Below are 20,902 nucleotides of genomic sequence, written 5' to 3'. Positions count from 1 at the left end.
AGGGCGTCCGGGCCGGCCGGCCCGCCGGCCATGCCCTCGGCGCCGAGCCCGAGACCGGCCAGGACGCCGAGGTCCCCGGCCGTCCAGGTCCGGACGTGATCCGCCCGGCCCGTCGGGCCGGGGCACGGGCCGGCGGCGCGGCCCGGGTCAGACGAGGTCGAGCAGCTCGGTGTGGACGGCCCCGTGGCCGCCCCGCTCGTCGACGAGGTGCACATGGAGGATCCAGTGCGCCCGGCCGCCGTCCGCCAGCCTGCGGCGCAGCGGCAGCGCGTTGTCCGGCCCGATGAGCAGCTCCGGCCGGGCCGCCCCGGGCCGCGCGCCCGGCGCGGGTCCGGTCAGCCGGCCGCAGTGCCGCCCGCCCAGCGCCCGCCCCGCCCCGGCGGCCAGCTCGCGCACCCGCGCGTGCAGCTCGCGGCCGGTGAGGGAGCCGTCGGCCCGGAAGGCGTCCCGGGCGGCGGCGGCCACCGCCGCCGCGTCCTGCACGAGCCGCCGCCGCACCGGGGCGTCGCCGAGGGCCACGGTCCGGGCGAAGCCCGTCTCGTACGGGGCGAGCAACGGCTCGAAGTCCAGCACGACCAGGTCCTGCGCCCCGATGAGCCGCTCCTGCCACCGCCCGGCCACCGGGGCGTGCGGCTCCGCGCGCACGAAACGGCGCCGCACCCGGCCCGCCCGCGCGCCGAACACGTCCCGGGCGAGGAGGGCGATCCGGTTGTCCGCCTCTTCCTCGCTGCGGCCGGGCCGGAGCACCTGCGTGTCGATCACCTGCGCGAACAGGCGCTGCGCCAGGCGCTGCCCCTCCCGCAGGTGGAGGGCGCGCAGCCCCGAGTCCATCAGGTCCAACGTAGTCATCGGGCGAAGCTAACAGCGCCCGCGCGCCCGGCATCACCGGATGATCCTCCAGGAGAAGGGAACTCCGGTGCCCCCGCGCCTGGTTCACACCACGACAGCGGGCGGCTGCCTCACGCACCGTGGTGACCCGGCTTCTCGGGCAGGCCCGCCTCGCGGCGCTCCTCGTCGCTCCACGCCCGCGTGTCACGTGGCCTGACGTACGGTTCCCGGTCCGGCGGCATACCTCCGACCACCGCGCGCCGCCGGAGCAGTTCGGCATCGAACTCCAGCCCCAGCAGCAGCGCCAGGTTGCTGATCCACAGCCAGACGAGGAAGACGACGACGCCGGCCATCGCGCCGTAGACCCGGTTGTACGAGGCGAAGGAGGAGACGTACACCGCGAAGCCCGCCGAGGCCGCCATCCAGATCAGCAGGGCGAGCGCGCTGCCGGGGGTGATCCAGCGCCAGCCGCGGCCCTTGGCGTTCGGGCTGCCCCAGTACAGCAGGGCGATCATGACCACGGCGAGTACCAGCAGGAGGGGCGGCCGGGCCGTCGACCAGACCGTCACGGCGGTGTCGCCGACGCCCAGCGCGCCGCCGGCCCGGCGTGCCACGTCGCCGCTGACCACGAGCAGCGGGGCGGCCGCGGCGGCCATGACCATGAGCAGGGCCGTCATGCCGAGCCGGATCGGCAGCAGCTTCCACAGGGGGCGGCCCTCGGGGACGTCGTGCACGTGGTTGGCGGCGCGCATGAAGGCCCCGACGTAGCCGGACGCGGACCACAGCGCCACCAGGAGTCCGACGCAGGCCGTGAGGACTCCGGTGCCACCGCTGCCGGAGATCGCCTGAAGGCCCTGTTCCAGGACGTCCCGGGCCGGTCCCGGTGCCAGCTCCCGCAGGTTCTCCGTCACCCGGTCGGTGGTCCGCCGTCCGCTGATCCCGAGCAGCGAGACCAGGGCGAGCAGCGCCGGGAAGAGCGACAGGACGCCGTAGTACGTCAGCGTCCCGGCCCGGTCCATGAGTTCGTCGTCCGCGAACCCGCGCGCCGACCCCTTCAGGACCTCGGCCCAGGAGGACCGGGAGAGGGCGGCGGGCGAGTCCGGGGCGCGCTCCTCGACGGCGGCGCCCGGCCCCGGGCCCCGGGCGGGGGTCGGGGGCAGGGGTTCGGGGGTCCGTCGTGCGCGGACGTCGCGTTCGGCCATGCCCGCCGGTTACCCGCCTTCGCCGGTCCTACGCCGGAGCCGTCGGGCGCGAGCCGGATCAGCCCGCGCCGGTGCCGAGCAGGCCCGCGCGCAGTCGCTTCACCGTGCGGCCGAGGAGCCGGGAGACGTGCATCTGCGAGCAGCCCAGCCGCTCGCCGATCTGCGCCTGGGTCAGTTCCTCCACGAACCGCAAGTGGATGATCGTGCGGTCGCGTTCGTCGAGGTCCGCGATGAGCGGGGCCAGCGAGTGGAAGTCCTCCACCAGCTCCATGGCCGGGTCCTCGGTGCCGATGAAGTCGGCCAGCGAGGCGTCGCCGTCCTCGTCCTCACCGCTCAGGGCGGCGTCGAGCGACGAGGAGTTGTAGCCGTTGGACGCCAGCCGCGCCTCGGTGACCTCCTCCTCGCTGAGGCTCATCAGGGCGGCCAGCTCCTTGGCCGTCGGCGTCCGTCCGAGGCGGCTGCTGAGCTCCTCGGTCGCCTTGGCCAGCTCCACCCGCGCCTCCTGGAGCCTGCGGGGCACGTGCACCGCCCAGGAGGTGTCCCGGAAGAACCGCTTGATCTCGCCGACGATGTAGGGGACGGCGAAGGTGGCGAACTCGACCTCGCGCGACAGCTCGAACCGGTCGATCGCCTTGATCAGGCCGATCATGCCGACCTGGACGATGTCCTCCATCTCGTCGGCGCGGTGCCGGAAGCGCCCGGCCGCGTAGCGGACCAGGCTCATGTTCATCTCGATGAGGGTGTTCCGCGCGTACTGGTACGCGTGCGTCCCCTCCTCCAGTGTCGTGAGCTCCTGGAAGAAGATCTTCGAGAGCGCCCTCGCGTCCTTGGGCGCGACCGCCAACGTGTCCGTGATCTGCGGCAGTGTCCCCTTCCCGGACTCGACTCCCGTCACAGGCATCGTAGTGACCGTCACACCCGTCCCCTTTCGTGTGCTTCCTCATCGGAACCCATGGCTCGATATTGTGCGCCTACCCTGACTTCTCTTCTTCAGGCCTGTCGGATGCGTATGAGTTTTCGGCCGGTTTTCCCCGCCATGGCGGGGGGCAGACGGACGCCCTGACCGTTCGTCGGAAGGAGAGACATGACACGGGATCCGTCGATGAGGGCCGTCGGCTGGGCGCGGTCGCTGCCGATGGGCAGCAGCGTGAAGACGGCCCGGGACTGGACGCGCGGGCACCTGGAGAGCCTGGGCTGGGACCGTACCGCGCCCGGCGTGGCGGACGCCGTCGTGCTGGCGGTGTCCGAGCTCGTCACCAACGCCCATGTGCACGCCCGCAGTGCCGCGCAGCTGATCCTCGCCTGGGATGACGAGTGCCTGCACGTCACCGTGCACGACGCCTCCCACCTGGTGCCCCAGCAGCGGAGCCCCGACCACGGCGCGCTGGGCGGGCGCGGACTGCTCCTCGTCGACGCGCTCGCCGACGAGGTGCGCACCCGCCCCTGCCCGCGCGGCAAGGACGTCACGGCGTGCTTCCGCCCGGGCGGCGGAGCCCGCACCGGCTGAGGCGCCGCCGCCCACGCGGCACCTCAACGGCCGAGGGAGGCGAGCAGCGGCGCCCAGTCGACATGGCGGTCCTCGGTGCCGCGCGGCACCAGGACGAAGGTCTCGCGGGCGAAGCCGCGGAGCGCCTCCTGGTCGCAGCGGACGACGGCGCGCCACCCCGCCGGCCCGAGCCGGAGCAGGAGCCCGCCGTCGGGGGACGGGCCGATCCGCACCTCGCCGTCCCCGGTGGGGCCGAGGGCCCCGGCGAGCACCATCTCGCGGTCGACCCGCCACACCACCGGGTCCTCGCCGAGGAGGTGGAAGGCGAGGCTCAGGGCGTACGGGTCGCGGGACTCGTAGCCGACGGTGGTCTCGATCGGGACCGCCGCCTCCGCGGTGAACAGTTCCATGGCCATCGGCCGGACGAGGGTGCGCGGTGCGGGGAGCGGTGCGAGGGGCGGACGCGACACGGGGGTCTCCTGCCGGGGATGTCAGCGAGCGGTCCGTGTCCGCTTGACCCGTCCCGCCGTTCTTACACCTCGTCTCGCCGTGCCCGACGCACGGCCGGGCCCCGCCGCGCGCCTCGGCCGTGAGATCCCGTCAGGGACCGGCGGGCCGAGGGCCCTCCGTCGCGCCGCTGGGCGTGTCCCCGTCGGGATCCCTGCTCTCGGACCGGCCCGTCAGGTGCTCGTACGTGCCGGTGAGCAGGAGCAGCCGGTCGAGGAAGGGCGGTCGGCGGTCGAGGCGCAGCGGAATGCCCGCCGTCCCGGCGAGCCGGTGGAGGGCCAGCAGGGCCGAGAGGCCCATCGAGTCGCAGAGGGTGAGCGCGGAGCAGTCGAGGCGCAGGTCCGAGGTCTCCGGGCCGAGGACGGCCCGGACGGCGTCCACCAGCTCGTCGGCGCTCTCCCAGGCCAGGTCGCCGGCGAGCGTCACGCGCAAGGCACCGCCGGGCGCGGCGACTGCCTCGATGTCGAAGGTGCGGTCGGGTGTGTTCACGACGCGGGTCCCGGGGCGTGCGGAGCGGGTACGGAAAGGAGCGCGCGACGCCCGGCGGCGAGGTGCGCCCGCGCGCGGGGGAAGTCCCGCTGGGCGTCGGCGAGCAGGTCGAGGGCGGCGACCAGGGCACCGCCCGGGACGCCCCGGGCCCCGAGGACCCCGGCGGTCCAGGTGACGAAGCCGGTGAACAGCCCGGGGTCGTCCGTGTAGAGCGAGGCGCCGAGGAAGTCGACGATGTGGGCGAGGTCCTCGGCGGTCCGCTCCCGCTGCCGGTCGGTGTACGAGGCCATGGCCGGGACCGTGTCCTCAAGTCCCTGCAGGGTCTGCCGGATCAGCCCGTTCCGGGCCCGGGTGACCAGGGTGTACTCCTGGTCGGCGAGGTGGGGCAGGTCGGCGGCCGGCCGGACCGGGCGCGGCGGCGGTCCGACGGCGAGGAGCCGGGCGGCGGCCCGGGCGTCCGGGGCCCACCCGTCGGCACCCAGCAGCCGGGCGTAGCGGCCGTCGGGGCCGAAGGCGGCACCCCCGACGAGGACCGGTAGTCCGGTGGCCTGGACGGCGGTGACGGCGGCGTGGGCCGCCGGGAGCCGGACGGGCAGCGAGGACGAGAGGGCGACGACGTCCGTGCCGGTCTGGTGCAGATGGGCGACGAGGTGGGAGGTGGGGACGTGCGCCCCGAGGTAGTCGACGAGGAAGCCCCGGCAGCGCAGGACCTCGGCGAGGAGCCGGGCGGGCAGGGCGTGCCACTCGCCGTCGACGCAGGCGACGGTGACCCGCCGGGGCGCCTGCCCGGTCTCCGGCCGGCGGCCCGCCGCGCCCGCCGTGCGGTGGGCGAGCACCGAGACGACCCGGTCCTGGATGGCCGTGGCGGCGTGTTCCTGGGCGACGCCGACGCGGCCGGCGGCCCATTCCGCGCCGATCCCGGCCTGCACGCGGCCGATCACGTCGAGGAGGAGGTCCTCGACGGGGACCCCGGCGTCGTGGGCGCCGAGGACGGTGGCGGTGGCCGCCGGTTCGTCCCTCGCCTCCAGGGCGGCCCAGAGCTGTCGGCGAGTGGCGACGAGGACGTCGGTCGGGGCGGTGGTCTGTGTGGTCACGCGGTGTACCTGCCCCGGGTGTGGCCGTTCACCGCCGAGAGATGGGTGGTGTGGGGCGCGGTGATGGCGACGACCGCCATGTCGTCGTGGGGACCGCGGCCCACCCAGTCCCCGGCGATCATCTGCACCCGCTCGACGACGGCCTCGGCCGGGAGGCCCACGCACTCGGAGAGCACGGAACGGAGCCGCTCCTCGCCGAACATGGCGGGTCCGAGCGGCCCGCCCCGGGCTTCCGTGATCCCGTCCGTGTAGAGCAGGCAGGTCTCGCCGGGGGAGAGGTCCACCGTCGTGGACCGGCTGGTGACGAGGGGGAGGGCGCCCACCAGGGTCCCGTCGGTGTCCACCTCCTCCACCTCTCCCGTGGCGCGCAGGACGAGCGGGCGGGGGTGTCCGGCGCTGGTGAGCCGGAGCCGCACCCGGCCGCCGGTGCGCCGCACCGAGGCCAGGACCAGGGTGGCGAAGCGGGTGTGCCGGGCGGTCAGCAGGGCGCCGTTGAGGAGCCGCAGGACCTCCTGGTGGTCGCCGGCGAGCGGCAGCAGCGCCTGCACGGTGCTGCGGATCCGGCCCGTGAGCACGGCGGCGTCCAGCCCCTTGCCGCACACGTCGCCGAGGACGGCGAGCGTGTCGCGGCCGTCGTCGGTGCCGGGGTGCACCTCGTAGAAGTCGCCGCCGATCCGCTCGGTCTCCCGCGAGGTGCGGTAGCCGCCGGCGAAGTCGACCCCGTCGACGTGGTGGAGCTTGGGCGGGAGCAGTTCGGCGATCAGCGCGCGCGTGACGCCGGCCTGCTCCGCGTAGAGGCGCGCGGCCGACAGGGCGGCCCCGGCGCGGGCGGCGAACAGCCGGGCGAAGTGCTCCTCGGAGGTGTCGAAGGCCCGCCGTCCGCCGCGCCGCAGCAGGATCAGGGCGCCCGCGGGAACGCCGTGCCCCGGCAGCGGGGTGACGACGACGGACCCGGGGGTGCCCCCGAAGCCCTCGGGCACGGCCCAGGGCGGAAGCTCGGCCGGGTCGATCCAGCGGGCGGGCACCGGAGGGAAGCCCTGGAGCGCCTCGGCCAGACCGGGCACCAGGTTCGGGTCCAGGGCGAGCAGCGTCCGCTCGAAGCCCCCGGCCATGGCGGTGACCACGGTGGACCGGTTGCGCGCCCCGGGCGGGGAGATCACGAGCGCCGCGTCGCCGAGGTGGTCGGCGGCGAGCAGGGCCGCCTTCTCCAGGCAGCGGTCGGGGTTGAGCGAGGCCAGCAGCTGGGTGGAGGCCTCGGCCAGGATCGCGTGGCGCTCCCGTTCGACCCGCAGGGCGTCCTGCGCGGCCGTCAGGTCGGAGTCGTCGACCAGCCACCAGGCCACGTCGCCGTGGCCGGACTCGGTGGGGTGGGCCCGCAGGAGCCTGCCGTCGTGGCTGCCGCGCAACGGGACGGATTCCGCCCCGGCCGGGGCGGGTGCCGGACGGGCCAGCCGCCGGTGGGCGTCGGCGAGCCAGCGCGGCACGACCTCGTCCAGCCCCTTGCCGACCCCCATCCGAGGGAAGAGGTCGGCCGCGGCGGCGTTGAACTCCACGACACCGCCCTCGCGGTCGGCCACCAGCGCCGGGTGCGGCGAGCCGCGCCACAGGGGGACCGCCTCCGCGGTCTCCCCGGGGCGGCCGGACTCGTGCTCGAAAACAGTCATAAGCGTGGCCGCACGTCGTGGCCCGCCACCTTCCCACTCGACGACAGCTCGTCCGTCCACCCTCGCGCACCGGGCTCCGCACATCAAGTGAGGCCCGCTCTTCCGGTACGCATCCGGTCCAGCCCCGCACGATCCACACGATTGAAGCACACGTGCTTCACACCGGACGCGGCCCTCAGGTGGCGGTGAGGACCAGGATCGCCCGGTCGTCGTCGATGTCGTGCCCGCCCGTGAAGTCGCGCACCGCGCGGGTGAGCGCGTCGACGAGCTGCTGGGCCGACGGGCGGGCCGGGGCCCCGGCGACGGCCTCGGCGAGCCGCTTCTCGCCGAACTGCTCGCCCGAACCGTCGCGGGCCTCCGTGATGCCGTCGGTGTAGAGCAGCAGGCTCTCGTGCGGGTCGAGATGGAGGGTCCGGGAGACGACGTCGGTCCCGTCGGAGATGCCGAGCAGGGACCCGGGGGCGTCCACGAGACGGGTGGCGTGCCGGGTGTCGAGGCGGAGGGGCAGGGTGTGGCCGGCCCGGACCAGCTCGACGTCCAGCCCGTGGCCGGTGGGGGTGAGCCGGCCGTACACGAGGGTGACGAATCCGGTGCCGTGGCTGCCGGGGCGGTTGACGAGGGCCCGGTTGACGGCGGCGACGACCTCCTCGGGGCCGGGCAGCAGGGGGGCGACGGCGCGCGCGGTGTGGCGGACGAGCGCGGTGGTGGTGGCGGCGATGGCGCCGCGCCCGCAGACGTCGCCGAGCAGGAAGGCCCACCGCCCGTCGTCCAGCGGGAAGACGTCGTAGAAGTCACCGCCGATGTCGAGGCCCTCGCCGGCGGGGTGATAGGAGGTGGCGACGTCCGCGCCGGGCACGTCCGGGAGTTCCGGCATGAGCAGCCCGGCCTGCAGATCCCGGGCGAGGGTCACCCGGTGCGTGTACTGGCGGGCGTGGCGGGCGGCCGAGGCGGCCCTGCGGGCGAGTTCCTCGGCGAGCGCGACATGGTGGCCGTCGAAGGGCTCCGCGTCGGTGGAGAGGAGCGTCACCGTGCCGAAAGGGGTACCCCGGTCCAGCAGCGGGATGCAGAGGTAGCCCGTCACGCCGAGGTCCCGCCAGGGGCCGGGGCCGGTCGGGGCGCGCCGGGCGACCTCGCTCGCGCGCGTCGCGAGGACCCGGGCGACGGCGTCCTCGTCGGCGTCGTGGCGCGGGACGTGCGCGGCGAGGAGCTCCCGGCGGCGTTCGTCGGGGGCGGCCGTGGCGACCCGGCGCAGGCGCCCGTTCTCCACCACGTCGACGGCGCACAGGGGCGCCAGCCGTGGGGCGCAGGAGGCGGCCAGCCGCTCCAGGGTCTGGACGGCGTCGAGGTCGACGGTGAGCGCGGTGCTGGCCTGGAGGAGGAAACCGAGGTCCTCGCGGGCCGCCCGCTCACGGGCCTCGGCGGCGGTCCGGGCGGTCTCGGCCCGCTGCCGTTCCACGGCGAGCGCCGCGGTGTCGGCGAACAGCCGGGCGAGGGCAAGGTCGGCCGCCTGGGGGAGTCTCGGGGCGCGGTGGTACATCGCGAAGGTGCCCAGGAGGGCCCCGTCGCGTCCCATGACGGGGGTGGACCAGCAGGCGGCCAGGCCGGCCCGCCGCGCGAGGTCGCGGAAGTCGTCCCACAGGGGGTCCGTCGCGATGTCCCCGACGACGACGGTCTCGCGGCGGTGCGCGGCGGTGCCGCAGGACCCGGCGCCCTCGGCGACCCCGATGCCGTCGACGGCCCGGTTGTAGAAGCCGGGCAGGCTCGGGGCCGCGCCGTGGACGAGGCGCCGGCCGTCCTGGTCGGCGAGGAGGACGGAGGCGACGAGACCCTCCGACGACAGCTCCTCTATCGCGCGGACCATGCCGTCCAGGATCTCGGGCAGGGGTGCCTGCCGGGCGATCTGTTCCAGCAGGGCCCGGTGTTCCGCCGTGAACCGCTGGGCCTGCTTGACCTGCGTCGTCTCGATCCCGATGACCCGGACGCCGGTGACATTGCCGCCGGAGTCGACACGCGGTTCGTAACTGAGGTCGAAGAAGGCCTCCCGAGGCTCGCCGCCGTCCTCGTCGTCCAGCAGGAGCCGGGCGTCGCGTCCGGCGCTGGGGACGCCGGACCGGTAGACCCGGTCGAGCACCCTGATGAGCGCCTGGTCGGCGGGCTCGGGCAGCAGCTGCGCCAAGGGCATGCCGGTGCGGACGCGCGGGCCGGCGCCGATGCCCCGGAAGAAGGCCGGGTTGGCGCTCTCGACCATGTGCGCGGGGCCGGCGAGGGAGGCGAAGACGGCGGTGGCCTCGCCGAACAGCACCCTGAGGTCGTCGTCCGCTGGGCCGTCGGAGCGCCGGGCGGCGCCGTCCGACAGGCCGGGCCGGTGCGGGTGCTGACCCGGTACGCGCCTCATGCGCTCTCTCTCCTGTTCTGCGGCGCCGGTGTCCCGGCTCCGGATACGGGGTCCGGGCCGGCCGGCCCCGCCGCGAGTGCTTCGTGCGCGTCGGCGTGCACGGTGAAGACCTGGTCGAGGCCCGTCAGGGTGAACAGCCGCCGGACGGGCGGCGGTACGGCGGCCAGCCGGAGCGGCCTGCCCTGGGTGGCCAGGTCCCGGTAGATCCTCAGCAGCGCGCTGATGCCGCTGGAGTCGCAGAAGGTCAGCGCGGCGAGGTCGACCACGACGGGCCCCGTCGCGCCGTCGGCGCCCGTAGCCCCGCGCCCCGCCTCGTCGAGCTGGACGGCGCTGTCGAAGTCCAGCTCGCCGCGGAGCACCCACACCGTGCCCCGTTCCTCCTGTATGACGTCGACCGAGAACACCCTCGATTTCCTCCGTGTGCGACTCCGCGGACGCTTCAGCCTAGGGCCTGTCGTCGCGCTTGATTCCGTGTTTCCCGGTCCTCCGGATTCATGCCGCGGGAAGGGGTTTCGGCGTGGTGCGCGGGGTCATCCGCATCCTCGAACGCGTTCCGCTCCCGGAAGGAATCCGTCGTGCCGGTCTTGCTGGTCCTGGTGTTCGGTGTCGGTGTGGCCATGGCGTGGTGGAGTGTCGCGCCCGTTCCCCGCGGAGCGCGGCGCGGCCCCCGTTGACGTCCGGCGCGGCCCCCGCGGGTTTCGCGGACGGCCGAACGGTCAGGCGGACGGGGACAGGAATCCCCACGCACGTGCCAGGAGGCTCACATGGACGGCTGGCGTACCGCCGCGGCCTGCCAGGAGGTCGACCCCGATCTGTTCTTCCCGGTGGGCACCGGCGCCCCCGCGCTCGCCCAGGAGGAGGAGGCCAAGAAGGTCTGCCGTGCCTGCCCGGTGCGCGAACCGTGCCTGCGCGAGGCCCTGACGCAGTCGCGCCCGCCGTCGGGCGTGTGGGGCGGCCTGACCGAGGACGAGCGGCGTTCCCTGGTGCGCCGGCGGCGCCGGGCGGAGCACCGGGGGTGACCCGCCCGCGGATCCCGCCCGGCCGGCGCCCCAGGGCGCCTCGGGCGCGCCGGGGCGCCCTATTCCGGTCGCAGGGAGAGACGGGCGCGGACCCGCTTCCCGTCCGCGGTGGGCTCCACGGTCACGCTCTCGCAGATGGCGACGACGATCTCCACGCCGTGCTGGCCGATGCGGCGCGGGTCGTGTCCGCGGGGCACGGGCGCGGCGGATTCCTGGTCGAAGACCGAGATCTCCAGGGCGTCGGGGCCGAGTTCCAGGAGGAGACGGCAGGGGCCGGCCGTGTGCCGGACGGCGTTGGTGACCAGTTCGCTGACCACCAGCTGCGCGAGATCGACGCCCTCGCCGCGGACCGGCCCGCGCAGCACGGTCACGGCGCCCGCGAGGAACTCCGCGGTGAAGGCGCGCGCGGCCGCGATCGCGCCGCCGCGGGCGGCGTCTTCGTAGACGACACCTGCGGAGAGCAGAGGCTCCGGGACCGCACGCTCCGCGGTGATCGCGTCCGTCATGGCGCTGGTACTCCCCTCGTCCTGGGTCGGCGGCTGGGCTTCTCGTACCCGCCTTTCCCCTGTTCATGGTTCCCACACCGCACGCAACGCGGATCACACGCGCGGCGGGTGCGCCGACGCGGTCGGCGCGTCCTCCCCGTGCCGTTCCCCGCCCGGAGTCCCGGCCCCGTGCCTCGCCGGTCGGGACAGCGTAGAGGACGGCGTCCGGCGCGCCGCGGAGCCCGCCGCGCGACGCCCGCACCGCGGGCCCCGTGCGGACAGGCACCGGACCGCTCTCCGCGCACCGCGACGGGCCGGGAAACGGGTGCCGTGGGCCCGGCGGCACGGGAAAGATATGGTTGCCGGATGCGGAGGGCACGGCCGGCGGGGCCCGCGTCCAGGGGCGTGTGCGCCGTCCCCGCGGCTGTCCGGACGGGCTCCAGGGGGAGCGCGGAATCGTGGATCCGTGGTCGGTGGCAGCCGCTCGGCGGAGGTCGCGGCGTGCAGGTGCGCGAGAGACTGGTACGGAGGGAGTCCAGGAGGAGGTGTGGTGCCGCCCCGTGTCGTGCGCCCTCCACTGTCATGTGTCGATCCACCGGATCTGTACCGCTTTCTGGAGAGATGTGGAGATGACCGGTCCCTCGCGAGGCACCCGTCCCCGGCCCCGGACATCCGAGGAGGACCGGCAGGCATGACCAGCGAACCGGCCCCGCCGGCGCGGGATCCGCAGCGGACGGCCGCGTCCGCCCGCGAGCTCATCGAGCTGCTGGAGGTGCTGTGGGAGCGCGGCCGGGACATGGTGTCGCCGACGCCCGTCTCGGCGAGCCAGCTGCGCGTGCTGTACAGCCTGGACCGCGAGGAGGGCATCAGCCTGCGCACGCTGGGCGAGCTGCTGGGCTCCGCGCCGCCTTCGGTGAGCCGGATGTGCGACCGGCTGGAGGCGCTCGGCTTCGTGCGGCGGCTGCCCAGCCCGGTGAGCCGCCGGCAGGTGGAGCTGCACCTGACCCCGCGCGGCAAGGCGTACCTGCGGGACCTGAGGACCCAGCGCGAGGAGGCCCTGCTCGCGGTCATCACGGAGATGTCGGCGACGAGCCGCAAGCAGCTGCTGCGCGGGCTGACCGGCTTCCACGACGCGGTGGGAGGGCGCGGAGGGACCGCCCCGTCACGCGCCCGCCCTCCGCTGAAGGACGTCAGCTCGGCCTGATCCCCGCGCACCGGCCTCGGCCCGGAGCCCACCCCCTGCCCTCGCTCGCCCCCTCCGGGCGTCCTTGACGGCGTGCTTCCGGGCATCCGCCGGGCCGCCCCGGGGATACGTTCGTCACCCGGCGACTGTGGACGGGCTGCCGTGCCAGTCGAGGCAGACGACCAGGGCGTCGTCCTCCAGCGGGCCGCCGCCGTGATGGACGGCCAGCTCCCGGAGCACCGCCTGTGGCACGTGCGTGGGCGGCAGCAGCCGCGTCCCCCGCAGCGCGCGGGCCAGCGCCCGGTCCCCGTAGCTCTCACCGGCCGGCGAGACGGTCGCGTACACGCCGTCGCTCCCGAACAGCAGCCGGTCGCCCGGCCGCACGGAGAACCGCTCCGGCACGTACACGGTGTCCTCGAACATGCCCAGCGGCAGCTGCGCCTCGAAGGCGACGGACTCCACCGCCTGCCCCCGCTGCCGCCACAGCCGGGGCGAACCCGCGTCCACGGCCTCCACCTCGCCCGTGGCCAGGTCGAAGCAGAGCAGCAGCACCGACACGAACGCCTCGCCCCGGTACTGCGCGTACACGGCCTGATCGGCCAGCGCGGCCTGGTCCGCCGGCGGGAGGCCGGCCCGCCGGGCGTTGCGGAGCGCGTTGATCGCGAGGTTCGTCAGCAGGGCGGCCTCGATGCCCTCTCCCATGCCGTTCGTGACCGTCAGGGTCAGCCGGTCGTCCGAGACCGACCAGTCGTAGTTGTCGCCGAAGATGGCGTAGGCGGGCTCCAGATGAGCGGCCAGGGCGAACTCGGGACGAGCGCAGGAACGGCCGGGCAGCAGCTGCCACTGCATCTCGGCCGCCAGCGTGAGCCGGGTCGCGCGCCTCGCCAGGACGTACAGGTCCGTGTCCCGCTCCGCCACCAGGATCTCGTGGCCGAGCGCCTCGCAGACCTGGGCGAGCCCGGGCAGCAGCGGCCCGACGTCGGCCCGCGGCGGCAGTTCGGCCGTCAGCACCCCGAGCCGGTCCCCGCGGACCGTCACGGGAAGATGCAGCCGGAGCGTCCCGGACTCCCGGGACACGTGCGGCTCCTGGGCGCCGAAGGCGCGCCCCTGGGGGCTGTCGTGGATCGGCACCGACGGTTCCGTTCCGGCGACGGGCCCGACGAGCTGGAGCGTCCGCAGGCCGTAGTCGGCCATGCGGAGTTCCACCCGCAGCACCCCGCGGTCCCCGAGGGCGTCCTGGACGACCTCCACGAGCCGGTGCGGGGCCGCCCGGCGGAGCGCCTCCTCGATCTCGGCGATCTCGCGCACGGTCCTCCTCTTCTCCTTCTCTCTTCCTCGTGCGTGCCCGGCCCGGTACGGGACCGGGCACCCTTCCGCTATCTCGCGCCGCTGGCCGCGGCCAGCGCGTCCGCCATGGTGTCGTGCGGCGGGATCGTCGTCGTCACCCCGGTGATCTCCAGGATGCGGCGCACCGCGGAGGTGGGCGCGGCGAGATACAGGTCACCGCCGTCCTCCCGCGCCCTGTTCACCGCTCTTATCAGGACGTTCAGCCCCGAGGAGTCCATGAAGTCGAGGGTGGACAGGTCCAGCACCAGACGGCGCCGCCCCTGGCCGAACTGCTCCGCCAGACGCTCCTGGAGCCGGTCGGCCGTCTCCATGTCCAGCTCGCCCGCCACGGTCAGCACGGCCGTGCGGGCGTCGCGGATCTCGACGTCGACATCAAGGTTCGGTTCACGCTCGGACATGTCTCCTGCTTTCGTGGGGCTTGCCGGGAGGGGGGGCTTGGCATGGGGCTTCTCGCGGGTGACCGGGCCGGTGCCGGCCGGCCGGGGTCAGGACACCTGGACACCGACCACGCACGTGTCGTCGTCCGTGTCCGACTTGCTCAGCGCGAGCAGCTGGTCCAGCCGGTGTTCGAGGCCGTCGGACGGCTGCCGGGCGACGGCGAGCAGATGAGCGACGGAATCGTGCACGGCGGTGTCACGCCGCTCGACGAGTCCGTCGGTGTACATCAGTACCGTGTCGCCGGGTTCGAGCCGCAGCTCCGTCTCCTCGTAGTCGGTCTCCGCGAGGGCCCCGAGCAGCACCCCGCGCAGGAGCGGCAGGTCGAACGCCTCTTTCCCGCGCACCAGCACCGGCGGGAGGTGCCCCGCGCGGGCCCAGCGCAGCGTACGGTTCTCCGGGTCGTACACGCCGCAGACGGCGGTGGCCGTCACCTGGGCGGTGAGGTGGTGGGCGACGCTGTTCAGCCAGGACAGCAGCTGCCCCGGGCCCGCGCCCGTGACCGCCAGGCCGCGCAGCGCGTTGCGCAGCACCACCATGCCGGTGGCGGCCTCCACGCCGTGTCCCGCGACGTCCCCGACGCACAGGAGCACCTTCTTGGACGGCAGCACGACCGCGTCGTACCAGTCGCCGCCGACCAGGGAGTCGGACTCGGCCGGCCGGTAGCGCACGGCCACGTCCAGACCCGGCGCGTCGAGCGGCGGCATGGCCGGCGGCATGATCGCGTGCTGGAGCTGGAGGGTGAGCCGGTTGCGTTCCTCGGCCGCCTCCTCCGTCGCCGCCAGCCGGTCGCGGGTCGCCGTGAGGGCGACCTCGGTCCAGTGCTGCGCCGAGATGTCCTGGTAGGCGCCCCGGACGGACTGGAGACCGCCGTCGCCGCCCGGGGCGGGTTCGGCGGTCACCCGGATGTGCCGGGTGACGCCGTCGTGGCGGAGCATACGGAACGCGGCGGAGCCCACCCGCCGCTGCTCCAGCACCTTCTGGAGGAACCGGCGGATGGTGTCGGCGTCGTCCGGGTGGGCGTGGCCGGCGAGGTCGCGCAGGGCGACCGGCGGCTCTGTCGACGCGCGGCCGAAGAGCTCGTAGAGCTGGCCGTGCCAGGTGATCTCGCCGCTGACGAGGTCCTCCGCGAAGGCGCCGACCCGGCCGAGCCGCTGGGCGTGCTGGAGGAGGCTGGCGAGGCGGGCCGACTCGTCCTCGACGCGCCAGATGAACAGGACGCTCGCGCCGTACCGGCTGATGCTGAGGTCGGCGAGCGAGGCCAGCGGCACCTGGTCCACCAGAGCCGTGAGCCGGACCCGGCGGGCGCGGAACGGCTCCCCGGTGGCGTAGACCCGCTCGATCCGCTCGAAGAGCTCGTCGCCCCCCGCTGTGGCCGGGTACGCCTCCAGGAGCAGCGCCCCGTCGACGGAGCCGCGGGGCCGTCCCGCCGGGTCCTGGAAGTGCGCGTTGGCGTGCCGGATGCGGAAGTCGACGAGCCTCCCCGCCTCGTCCAGGTGAGGGGTGAGCACGAGGGCGGGATCGTAGAGCCCGTCCGAGAGTTCGGCCAGGGCCGCCGCCCCCTCCCCGCCGGTGACCGGGAGGCCGCCGGGTACGGCGAAGCCCCCGGGGGACGCCTCGGGCAGCGTCTCCAGGGTGTGGGCGCAGAGCTCGGCGAGGGCCTCGATCTGGCGCTCCACGGCCTGCGGCAGCGGGTCGATCGGGCGGGCCCAGCAGATCTCCAGGACGCCGTGGATCCGGCCGCCGGTCCCGGCGGGGACGACGACCCTGCCTCCGTCGGGAAGGCGCCCCCGTCCCAGCGAGGGGATGCCCGACGCCGCGAGGGAGGCGTAGCGGACGGTCCGGCGCCCGATGAGCGCCTGGCGGGCCGCGGTCGTCACACCCGGCGGCACGTAGTGCCAGCGGGCCGCCTCGTCAGGGCCGAAGCCGGCGTGGCCGCGCAGGCTCAGCGAGGTGTCCGGACCGGTGGTCCAGATCGCGACGGCGACGGCGCCCAGCGGTTCGAGAGCGTGCCGGAGCAGGGACTCGGCGACGGCCTGGGTGTCGCCCGCGCCGAGTGCCGCGCTCTCCGCCGTGCGCAGCCGCACGGCGACCGAGGCGGTGGCGGTGGCCGTGGCAGCGGTGGCGGCCGGGGCCTCGCCGACGGCCGTCCTCACGAACGTGTCCGTGGCCTCGGCCAGCCGGTCGCGGGCCGCCTGGTTGATGATGTCGGCGGCCAGTTCGAGCTGGGACAGGCCGGCCCGGTCGGCGAGTTCCGCGAGCTGGCGGGCCGCCTGGGCCGGGCCGCAGCCCAGGCGCTCGACGATGACCCCCTTGGCGAGTTCGATCAGGGCGCGGCCCTCGGCCGCCGCGTGGGCGGCGCGCACCTCGCCGCGCAGCCGTTCCACGGTGGCGGCGAGCCGGCCGTCCGGGACGGCGGTGTCCGGGGCGGCCGGCGTGCCGTCGGCGGCGGGCGGGCCGCCGACGCGGGGCGGGGGCAGGGTCACGAGGCCGTCCCCCCGTCGAGCCAGCGGCTGACGCAGGCGATGAGTTCGTCGGCGTCGACCGGCTTCGTGACGTAGTCGCTCGCCCCGGACGCCAGGCTCTTCTCCCGGTCGCCCGGCATGGCCTTCGCGGTGACGGCGATCACGGGCAGGTCCGCGTACTGCGGCAGTTCCCTGATCCGCGCGGTCGCGGTGTATCCGTCCATCTCCGGCATCATCACGTCCATCAGGACGAGGGCGACGGCCGGGTTCGCCAGCAGGGTCTCGATCCCCTTCCGCCCGTTCTCGGCGTGCAGCACGGTGATGCCGTGCAGCTCCAGGATGCCGCTGAGGGCGTACAGGTTGCGGGCGTCGTCGTCGACGGCCAGCACCGTCCGGCCGCTCAAGGTGTCGTCGACGGCCCGGGGCGCGGGCACCCGGTGGTCGCCGCGCACCAGGGGCACGACGTCGCCGGGCTGCTCCGCGGACAGATGCAGGGCGATCCGCTCGCGCAGTTCGTCGAGGCTGGACAGGAGCTCCAGCGGGCGGCGGCGGGCGAGGTCCTGGAGGGCGTTCTCCTCGTCGGCGGGGAGCCGGCGGTTGTTGTGGGCGAGGACGGGCACGGTGCGCAGCGCCTCGTCGCCGTCCAGGGCGTCCAGGAAGCGCAGGGCGTCGCCGTCCGCCATGTCGACGTCGAGCACGACGCAGTGGAACGGCCGGGTGGCGAGCGCGGCGGCGGCCTCCTGGGGACCGACGACCGCCACCAGGTCGATGTCCGCACGGCCCGTGTGCCGGCCGTCGGCCGTGAGCTGGCCGACCGCGTTCTCGGCGACGACGGCGAGGAGTCCGCGCGGGCGCTCCTCGATCACCAGCAGCCGCCGGGTGGGCCGGGTGTCCGCGGCGCCGCCCGGCGCGGGCGAGCCGCCCGGCGCCGCGGCGGGGAAGGCGAGCCCGGCCGGGGAGGCCGCCGGGGGCGCGCCGGGGGCGGACTGTTCGGCGAAGTCGGTGCGGGCGACGGGAAGATAGAGGGTGAAGGTGCTGCCCTCGCCCGGCGCGCTGGTGACGGTGAGGGCGCCGCCGAGGAGGTGGGCGATCTCGCGGCTGATGGACAGGCCCAGGCCGGTGCCGCCGTACTTGCGGTTGGTCGTCCCGTCGGCCTGCTGGAAGGCGCCGAAGATGGCCTCCAGGTTCTCGGGGGCGATACCGATGCCGGTGTCGGAGACGCGGAAGGCGACGACGGGGCCGCCGCGGTGCACGGACGAGGGCGGCTCGTCGTCCGGTGCCGGTTCGATGCGCAGCTCGACGGTGCCGTGCTCGGTGAACTTGACGGCGTTCGACAGCAGGTTGCGCAGCACCTGCCGGAGCCGGGTGTCGTCGGTGACGAGGTCGGCCGGGACCCCGGCGGCCGTGGAGACCGCGAAGGCGAGGCTCTGCTGCGAGGTGAGGGGCCGGAAGGTGGCCTCGACGTAGTCGAGCAGCCTGTGCAGCGGGACCCGTTCCGGGTGCAGGTCCATCTTCCCGGCCTCCACCTTGGAGAGGTCGAGGATGTCGTTGATCAGCTGGAGCAGGTCGGATCCGGCCGAGTGGATGATGCCGGCGTACTCGACCTGCTTGGCCGTCAGGTTGCGGGTCGGGTTCTGGGCCAGCAGCTGGGCCAGGATCAGCAGGCTGTTGAGCGGGGTGCGCAGTTCGTGGCTCATGTTGGCCAGGAACTCCGACTTGTACGTGGAGGCCAGGTCGAGCTGCTGGGCGCGGGCCTCCAGCTCCTGCCTCGCCTGCTCGATCTGGAGGTTCTTGGCCTCGATGTCGCGGTTCTGCGTGGCGAGCAGGGCCGCCTTCTCCTCCAGCTCGGCGTTGGAGCGCTGGAGCTCCTCCTGCCGCACCTGGAGTTCCTCGGTGCGCGAGCGCAGTTCGCCGGCCAGCCGCTGGGACTCGTCCAGGAGCTCGTCGGTGCGGGAGTTGGCGACGATGGTGCTCAGGTTGACGCCGACGGTCTCCATGAGCTGTTCCAGGAAGTCCCGGTGCACGGAGGTGAAGGGGCCGAAGGACATCAGTTCGATGACGCCGAGCACCTGCTCCTCGACGACGACGGGCAGCACCACGAGGCTGCCACGGGACGTGCTGCCGAGTCCCGAGGAGATCGTCGCGTAGTCCGAGGGGACGTTCTCGGCGGTGACGGTGCGGCGGCTGCGGGCGGCCTGCCCGACGAGCGACTCGCCCAGCCGGAAGCGCACCCCGTCCCGGTCGCCGGCGGGGCGTCCGTACGAGCCGACGAGGCCCAGCTCGACGCCGTCGGCCCCCTCCTCGGCGAGGTAGAAGGCGCCGTACTGGGCCCCCACGAGCGGGGTCAGCTCGTCCATGACGAGTTCCGCGACGACGGCCAGGTCGCGGTGGCCCTGCATCAGCGCGGACATCCGGGCCAGACTGGACTTGAGCCAGTCCTGCTCCTGGTTGGCCCGCGTCGTCTCGCGCAGCGAGCCGACCATGGCGTTGATGTTGTCCTTGAGCTCGGCCACCTCGCCCGAGGCCTCGACGGTGATCGAGCGGGTGAGGTCGCCCTCGGCGACGGCGCTCGCGACCTCGGCGATGGCGCGAACCTGGCGGGTGAGGTTGCCCGCCAGCTCGTTGACGTTCTCGGTCAGCCGCTTCCAGGTGCCGGAGACACCCTCGACCTCGGCCTGCCCGCCGAGCCGGCCCTCGCTGCCGACCTCGCGGGCGACCCGGGTCACCTCGGCCGCGAACGAGGACAACTGGTCGACCATCGTGTTGATGGTCGTCTTCAGCTCCAGGATCTCGCCCCGGGCGTCGACGTCGATCTTCTTCGACAGGTCGCCGTTGGCTACGGCGGTCGTGACCTGGGCGATGTTGCGGACCTGTCCGGTCAGGTTGTTCGCCATGGAGTTGACGTTGTCGGTGAGGTCCTTCCAGGTGCCGGCCACGTTCGGCACCCTCGCCTGCCCCCCGAGCCGCCCCTCGGTGCCGACCTCGCGGGCCACGCGGGTCACCTCGTCGGCGAAGGCGGACAGGGTGTCCACCATGGTGTTGATGGTGTCGGCGAGGGCGGCGACCTCGCCCTTGGCCTCCACGGTGATCCGGCGGGAGAGGTCGCCCCGGGCCACGGCGGTGGCGACCTGGGCGATCGAACGCACCTGTCCGGTGAGGTTGGAGGCCATCACGTTGACGTTGTCGGTGAGGTCCTTCCAGGTGCCCGAGGCGCCCCGGACGGTGGCCTGGCCCCCGAGGTTGCCCTCGGTGCCGACCTCGCGGGCGACCCGGGTGACCTCGTCGGCGAAGGCCGAGAGCCGGTCGACCATCGTGTTGATGGTCGTCTTCAGCTCCAGGATCTCGCCCCGGGCGTCCACGTCGACCTTCTTCGACAGGTCGCCGCCCGCGACCGCGGTGGCGACGTGGGCGATCGCCCGCACCTGGGCGGTGAGGTTCCCCGCCATCGAGTTGACGGAGTCGGTCAGGTCGCGCCAGGTGCCGGAGACGCCCTTCACGTCGGCCTGGCCGCCGAGGATGCCCTCGGTGCCCACGTCCCTGGCCATCCGGGTGACCTCGTCGGCGAAGGCCGAGAGCTGGTCGACCATCGTGTTGATGGTGTTCTTCAGCTCCAGGATCTCGCCGCGCGCGTCCACGTCGATCTTCTGGGACAGGTCTCCCCTGGCGACGGCCGTCGCCACCTGGGCGATGTCGCGGACCTGGGTGGTGAGATTGCCCGCCATCGCGTTGACGGAGTCCGTCAGATCGGCCCAGGTGCCGGAGACGCCGGGCACGGCGGCCTGCCCGCCGAGCGTCCCCTCCGTGCCGACCTCGCGGGCCACCCGCGTCACCTCGGAGGTGAACAGGGAGAGCTGGTCGACCATCCCGTTGAACACCCGGGAGATCTCGCCCAGCAGCCCGTCCGCCTCGTCCGGCAGCCGGGTGCCGAAGTCGCCGTCCCGCACCGCCGTGAGTCCGGCCAGCAGTTGACGGAGTTCAGGCTCGACCACCGGGGCCGACCCGGACTGCTCCTGTCCGGAGGAACCCCTGGTCATCGTCTCAGACATGCCCCATCCTCGTTCCCCACCCACCCTGGGCGCGCACGGACCGTGCGGCCCGGGTCGGGCATCGGACGACCGTTTCCCCGAACCGGATCCGACGGTCGTGATCGTTGCCGTACGGCAATCATGACGACATTACCCCTCCGTGATCGACAACAGGAGGGCGGTGCGGGTCATCCGGCCGGAACCGGTCCCCCCGGCCCCGCTGCCTCACGTGTGCGACGCCCCGGCCGGGGTACACGCGCCCCGAACCGGGCGGTCCC

Annotated in this window: 17 protein-coding genes; 3 read left to right on the top strand and 14 right to left on the bottom strand. The window is 74.4% G+C overall.

The window, feature by feature from the left end:
* Positions 1 to 147: 147 nt before the first annotated feature.
* The 3 genes from ACZ6J5_RS10625 to ACZ6J5_RS10615 all read right to left on the bottom strand — a co-directional run bounded on the left by ACZ6J5_RS10625 (position 148) and on the right by ACZ6J5_RS10615 (position 2,946).
* A complete protein-coding gene (locus ACZ6J5_RS10625; protein WP_469389874.1) occupies positions 148 to 849 on the bottom strand; it encodes a M24 family metallopeptidase in 702 nt (233 codons plus the stop codon).
* Positions 850 to 959: 110 nt separating this feature from the next.
* Entirely contained in the window at positions 960 to 2,030 is a 1,071-nt protein-coding gene (locus tag ACZ6J5_RS10620) for a YihY/virulence factor BrkB family protein (RefSeq protein WP_469389872.1), read from the bottom strand.
* Positions 2,031 to 2,088: 58 nt separating this feature from the next.
* Positions 2,089 to 2,946, bottom strand: a complete 858-nt coding sequence (locus tag ACZ6J5_RS10615) for an RNA polymerase sigma factor SigF (RefSeq protein ID WP_469389870.1) — start codon at positions 2,944 to 2,946, stop codon at positions 2,089 to 2,091.
* A 168-nt stretch (positions 2,947 to 3,114) separates the two neighbouring features.
* Between ACZ6J5_RS10615 and ACZ6J5_RS10610 the strand changes: the two genes are divergently transcribed.
* Positions 3,115 to 3,537: an ATP-binding protein gene (locus ACZ6J5_RS10610; RefSeq protein WP_469389868.1), complete on the top strand. Its 423-nt coding sequence runs from the start codon at positions 3,115 to 3,117 to the stop codon at positions 3,535 to 3,537.
* Between the two features lie 23 nt (positions 3,538 to 3,560).
* Here ACZ6J5_RS10610 and ACZ6J5_RS10605 read toward each other — a convergent pair whose 3' ends face one another.
* The 6 genes from ACZ6J5_RS10605 to ACZ6J5_RS10580 all read right to left on the bottom strand — a co-directional run bounded on the left by ACZ6J5_RS10605 (position 3,561) and on the right by ACZ6J5_RS10580 (position 10,069).
* On the bottom strand, positions 3,561 to 3,986 hold the full coding sequence (locus ACZ6J5_RS10605) for an SsgA family sporulation/cell division regulator (RefSeq protein ID WP_469389867.1): 426 nt from the start codon (positions 3,984 to 3,986) through the stop codon (positions 3,561 to 3,563).
* A gap of 130 nt (positions 3,987 to 4,116) precedes the next feature.
* A complete protein-coding gene (locus ACZ6J5_RS10600; RefSeq protein ID WP_469389865.1) occupies positions 4,117 to 4,512 on the bottom strand; it encodes an STAS domain-containing protein in 396 nt (131 codons plus the stop codon).
* A complete protein-coding gene (locus tag ACZ6J5_RS10595; protein WP_469389863.1) occupies positions 4,509 to 5,606 on the bottom strand; it encodes a cobalamin B12-binding domain-containing protein in 1,098 nt (365 codons plus the stop codon). Before ACZ6J5_RS10595 ends, ACZ6J5_RS10600 begins: the two co-directional genes overlap by 4 nt.
* Complete coding sequence (locus ACZ6J5_RS10590) at positions 5,603 to 7,270, bottom strand: PP2C family protein-serine/threonine phosphatase (protein WP_469389861.1); 1,668 nt, start codon at positions 7,268 to 7,270, stop codon at positions 5,603 to 5,605. The genes ACZ6J5_RS10595 and ACZ6J5_RS10590 overlap by 4 nt, the downstream gene beginning before the upstream one ends.
* Positions 7,271 to 7,445: 175 nt before the next feature.
* Positions 7,446 to 9,665, bottom strand: a complete 2,220-nt coding sequence (locus tag ACZ6J5_RS10585; protein WP_469389859.1) for a GAF domain-containing SpoIIE family protein phosphatase — start codon at positions 9,663 to 9,665, stop codon at positions 7,446 to 7,448.
* Entirely contained in the window at positions 9,662 to 10,069 is a 408-nt protein-coding gene (locus ACZ6J5_RS10580) for an STAS domain-containing protein (RefSeq protein WP_469389857.1), read from the bottom strand. The genes ACZ6J5_RS10585 and ACZ6J5_RS10580 overlap by 4 nt, the downstream gene beginning before the upstream one ends.
* A gap of 360 nt (positions 10,070 to 10,429) precedes the next feature.
* On the opposite strand from ACZ6J5_RS10580, the gene ACZ6J5_RS10575 reads away from it, so the two are divergent.
* Positions 10,430 to 10,684: a WhiB family transcriptional regulator gene (locus tag ACZ6J5_RS10575; protein ID WP_469389855.1), complete on the top strand. Its 255-nt coding sequence runs from the start codon at positions 10,430 to 10,432 to the stop codon at positions 10,682 to 10,684.
* Between the two features lie 59 nt (positions 10,685 to 10,743).
* Here the strand turns inward: ACZ6J5_RS10575 and ACZ6J5_RS10570 are convergent, their stop codons facing one another.
* Positions 10,744 to 11,190, bottom strand: a complete 447-nt coding sequence (locus ACZ6J5_RS10570; RefSeq protein ID WP_469389853.1) for an ATP-binding protein — start codon at positions 11,188 to 11,190, stop codon at positions 10,744 to 10,746.
* Between the two features lie 670 nt (positions 11,191 to 11,860).
* On the opposite strand from ACZ6J5_RS10570, the gene ACZ6J5_RS10565 reads away from it, so the two are divergent.
* The gene (locus tag ACZ6J5_RS10565) at positions 11,861 to 12,373 is read left to right on the top strand and encodes a MarR family transcriptional regulator (RefSeq protein ID WP_469389851.1); all 513 of its coding nucleotides are present in this window, start codon (positions 11,861 to 11,863) and stop codon (positions 12,371 to 12,373) included.
* A gap of 114 nt (positions 12,374 to 12,487) precedes the next feature.
* Here the strand turns inward: ACZ6J5_RS10565 and ACZ6J5_RS10560 are convergent, their stop codons facing one another.
* The 4 genes from ACZ6J5_RS10560 to ACZ6J5_RS10545 form a co-directional block, all read right to left on the bottom strand.
* Positions 12,488 to 13,660 (bottom strand): PP2C family protein-serine/threonine phosphatase, encoded by a 1,173-nt coding sequence (locus tag ACZ6J5_RS10560; protein WP_469389849.1) that lies wholly within the window; start codon positions 13,658 to 13,660, stop codon positions 12,488 to 12,490.
* Positions 13,661 to 13,728: 68 nt separating this feature from the next.
* A complete protein-coding gene (locus ACZ6J5_RS10555; protein ID WP_469389847.1) occupies positions 13,729 to 14,097 on the bottom strand; it encodes an STAS domain-containing protein in 369 nt (122 codons plus the stop codon).
* Positions 14,098 to 14,184: 87 nt separating this feature from the next.
* Positions 14,185 to 16,620, bottom strand: coding sequence for a SpoIIE family protein phosphatase (locus tag ACZ6J5_RS10550; protein ID WP_469389845.1), 2,436 nt, complete (start codon positions 16,618 to 16,620; stop codon positions 14,185 to 14,187).
* On the bottom strand, positions 16,617 to 20,645 hold the full coding sequence (locus ACZ6J5_RS10545; protein ID WP_469389843.1) for a HAMP domain-containing protein: 4,029 nt from the start codon (positions 20,643 to 20,645) through the stop codon (positions 16,617 to 16,619). Before ACZ6J5_RS10545 ends, ACZ6J5_RS10550 begins: the two co-directional genes overlap by 4 nt.
* Positions 20,646 to 20,902: the final 257 nt, after the last annotated feature.

The sequence above is a fragment of the Streptomyces sp. NPDC042100 genome (assembly GCF_055582325.1).
The sequence above is the reverse complement of the archived record's forward strand: the minus strand, read 5'-3'. Positions and strand labels throughout refer to the sequence as shown.

Bases quoted from the DNA above. Each gene is read 5' to 3' on its own strand.
- ACZ6J5_RS10610 (WP_469389868.1), top strand. From the start codon at position 3,115: ATGACACGGGATCCGTCGATGAGGGCCGTCGGCTGGGCGCGGTCGCTG.
- ACZ6J5_RS10545 (WP_469389843.1), bottom strand. From the start codon at position 20,645: ATGTCTGAGACGATGACCAGGGGTTCCTCCGGACAGGAGCAGTCCGGG.
- ACZ6J5_RS10625 (WP_469389874.1), bottom strand. From the start codon at position 849: ATGACTACGTTGGACCTGATGGACTCGGGGCTGCGCGCCCTCCACCTG.
- ACZ6J5_RS10565 (WP_469389851.1), top strand. From the start codon at position 11,861: ATGACCAGCGAACCGGCCCCGCCGGCGCGGGATCCGCAGCGGACGGCC.
- ACZ6J5_RS10620 (WP_469389872.1), bottom strand. From the start codon at position 2,030: ATGGCCGAACGCGACGTCCGCGCACGACGGACCCCCGAACCCCTGCCC.
- ACZ6J5_RS10590 (WP_469389861.1), bottom strand. From the start codon at position 7,270: ATGACTGTTTTCGAGCACGAGTCCGGCCGCCCCGGGGAGACCGCGGAG.
- ACZ6J5_RS10555 (WP_469389847.1), bottom strand. From the start codon at position 14,097: ATGTCCGAGCGTGAACCGAACCTTGATGTCGACGTCGAGATCCGCGAC.
- ACZ6J5_RS10585 (WP_469389859.1), bottom strand. From the start codon at position 9,665: ATGAGGCGCGTACCGGGTCAGCACCCGCACCGGCCCGGCCTGTCGGAC.
- ACZ6J5_RS10575 (WP_469389855.1), top strand. From the start codon at position 10,430: ATGGACGGCTGGCGTACCGCCGCGGCCTGCCAGGAGGTCGACCCCGAT.
- ACZ6J5_RS10570 (WP_469389853.1), bottom strand. From the start codon at position 11,190: ATGACGGACGCGATCACCGCGGAGCGTGCGGTCCCGGAGCCTCTGCTC.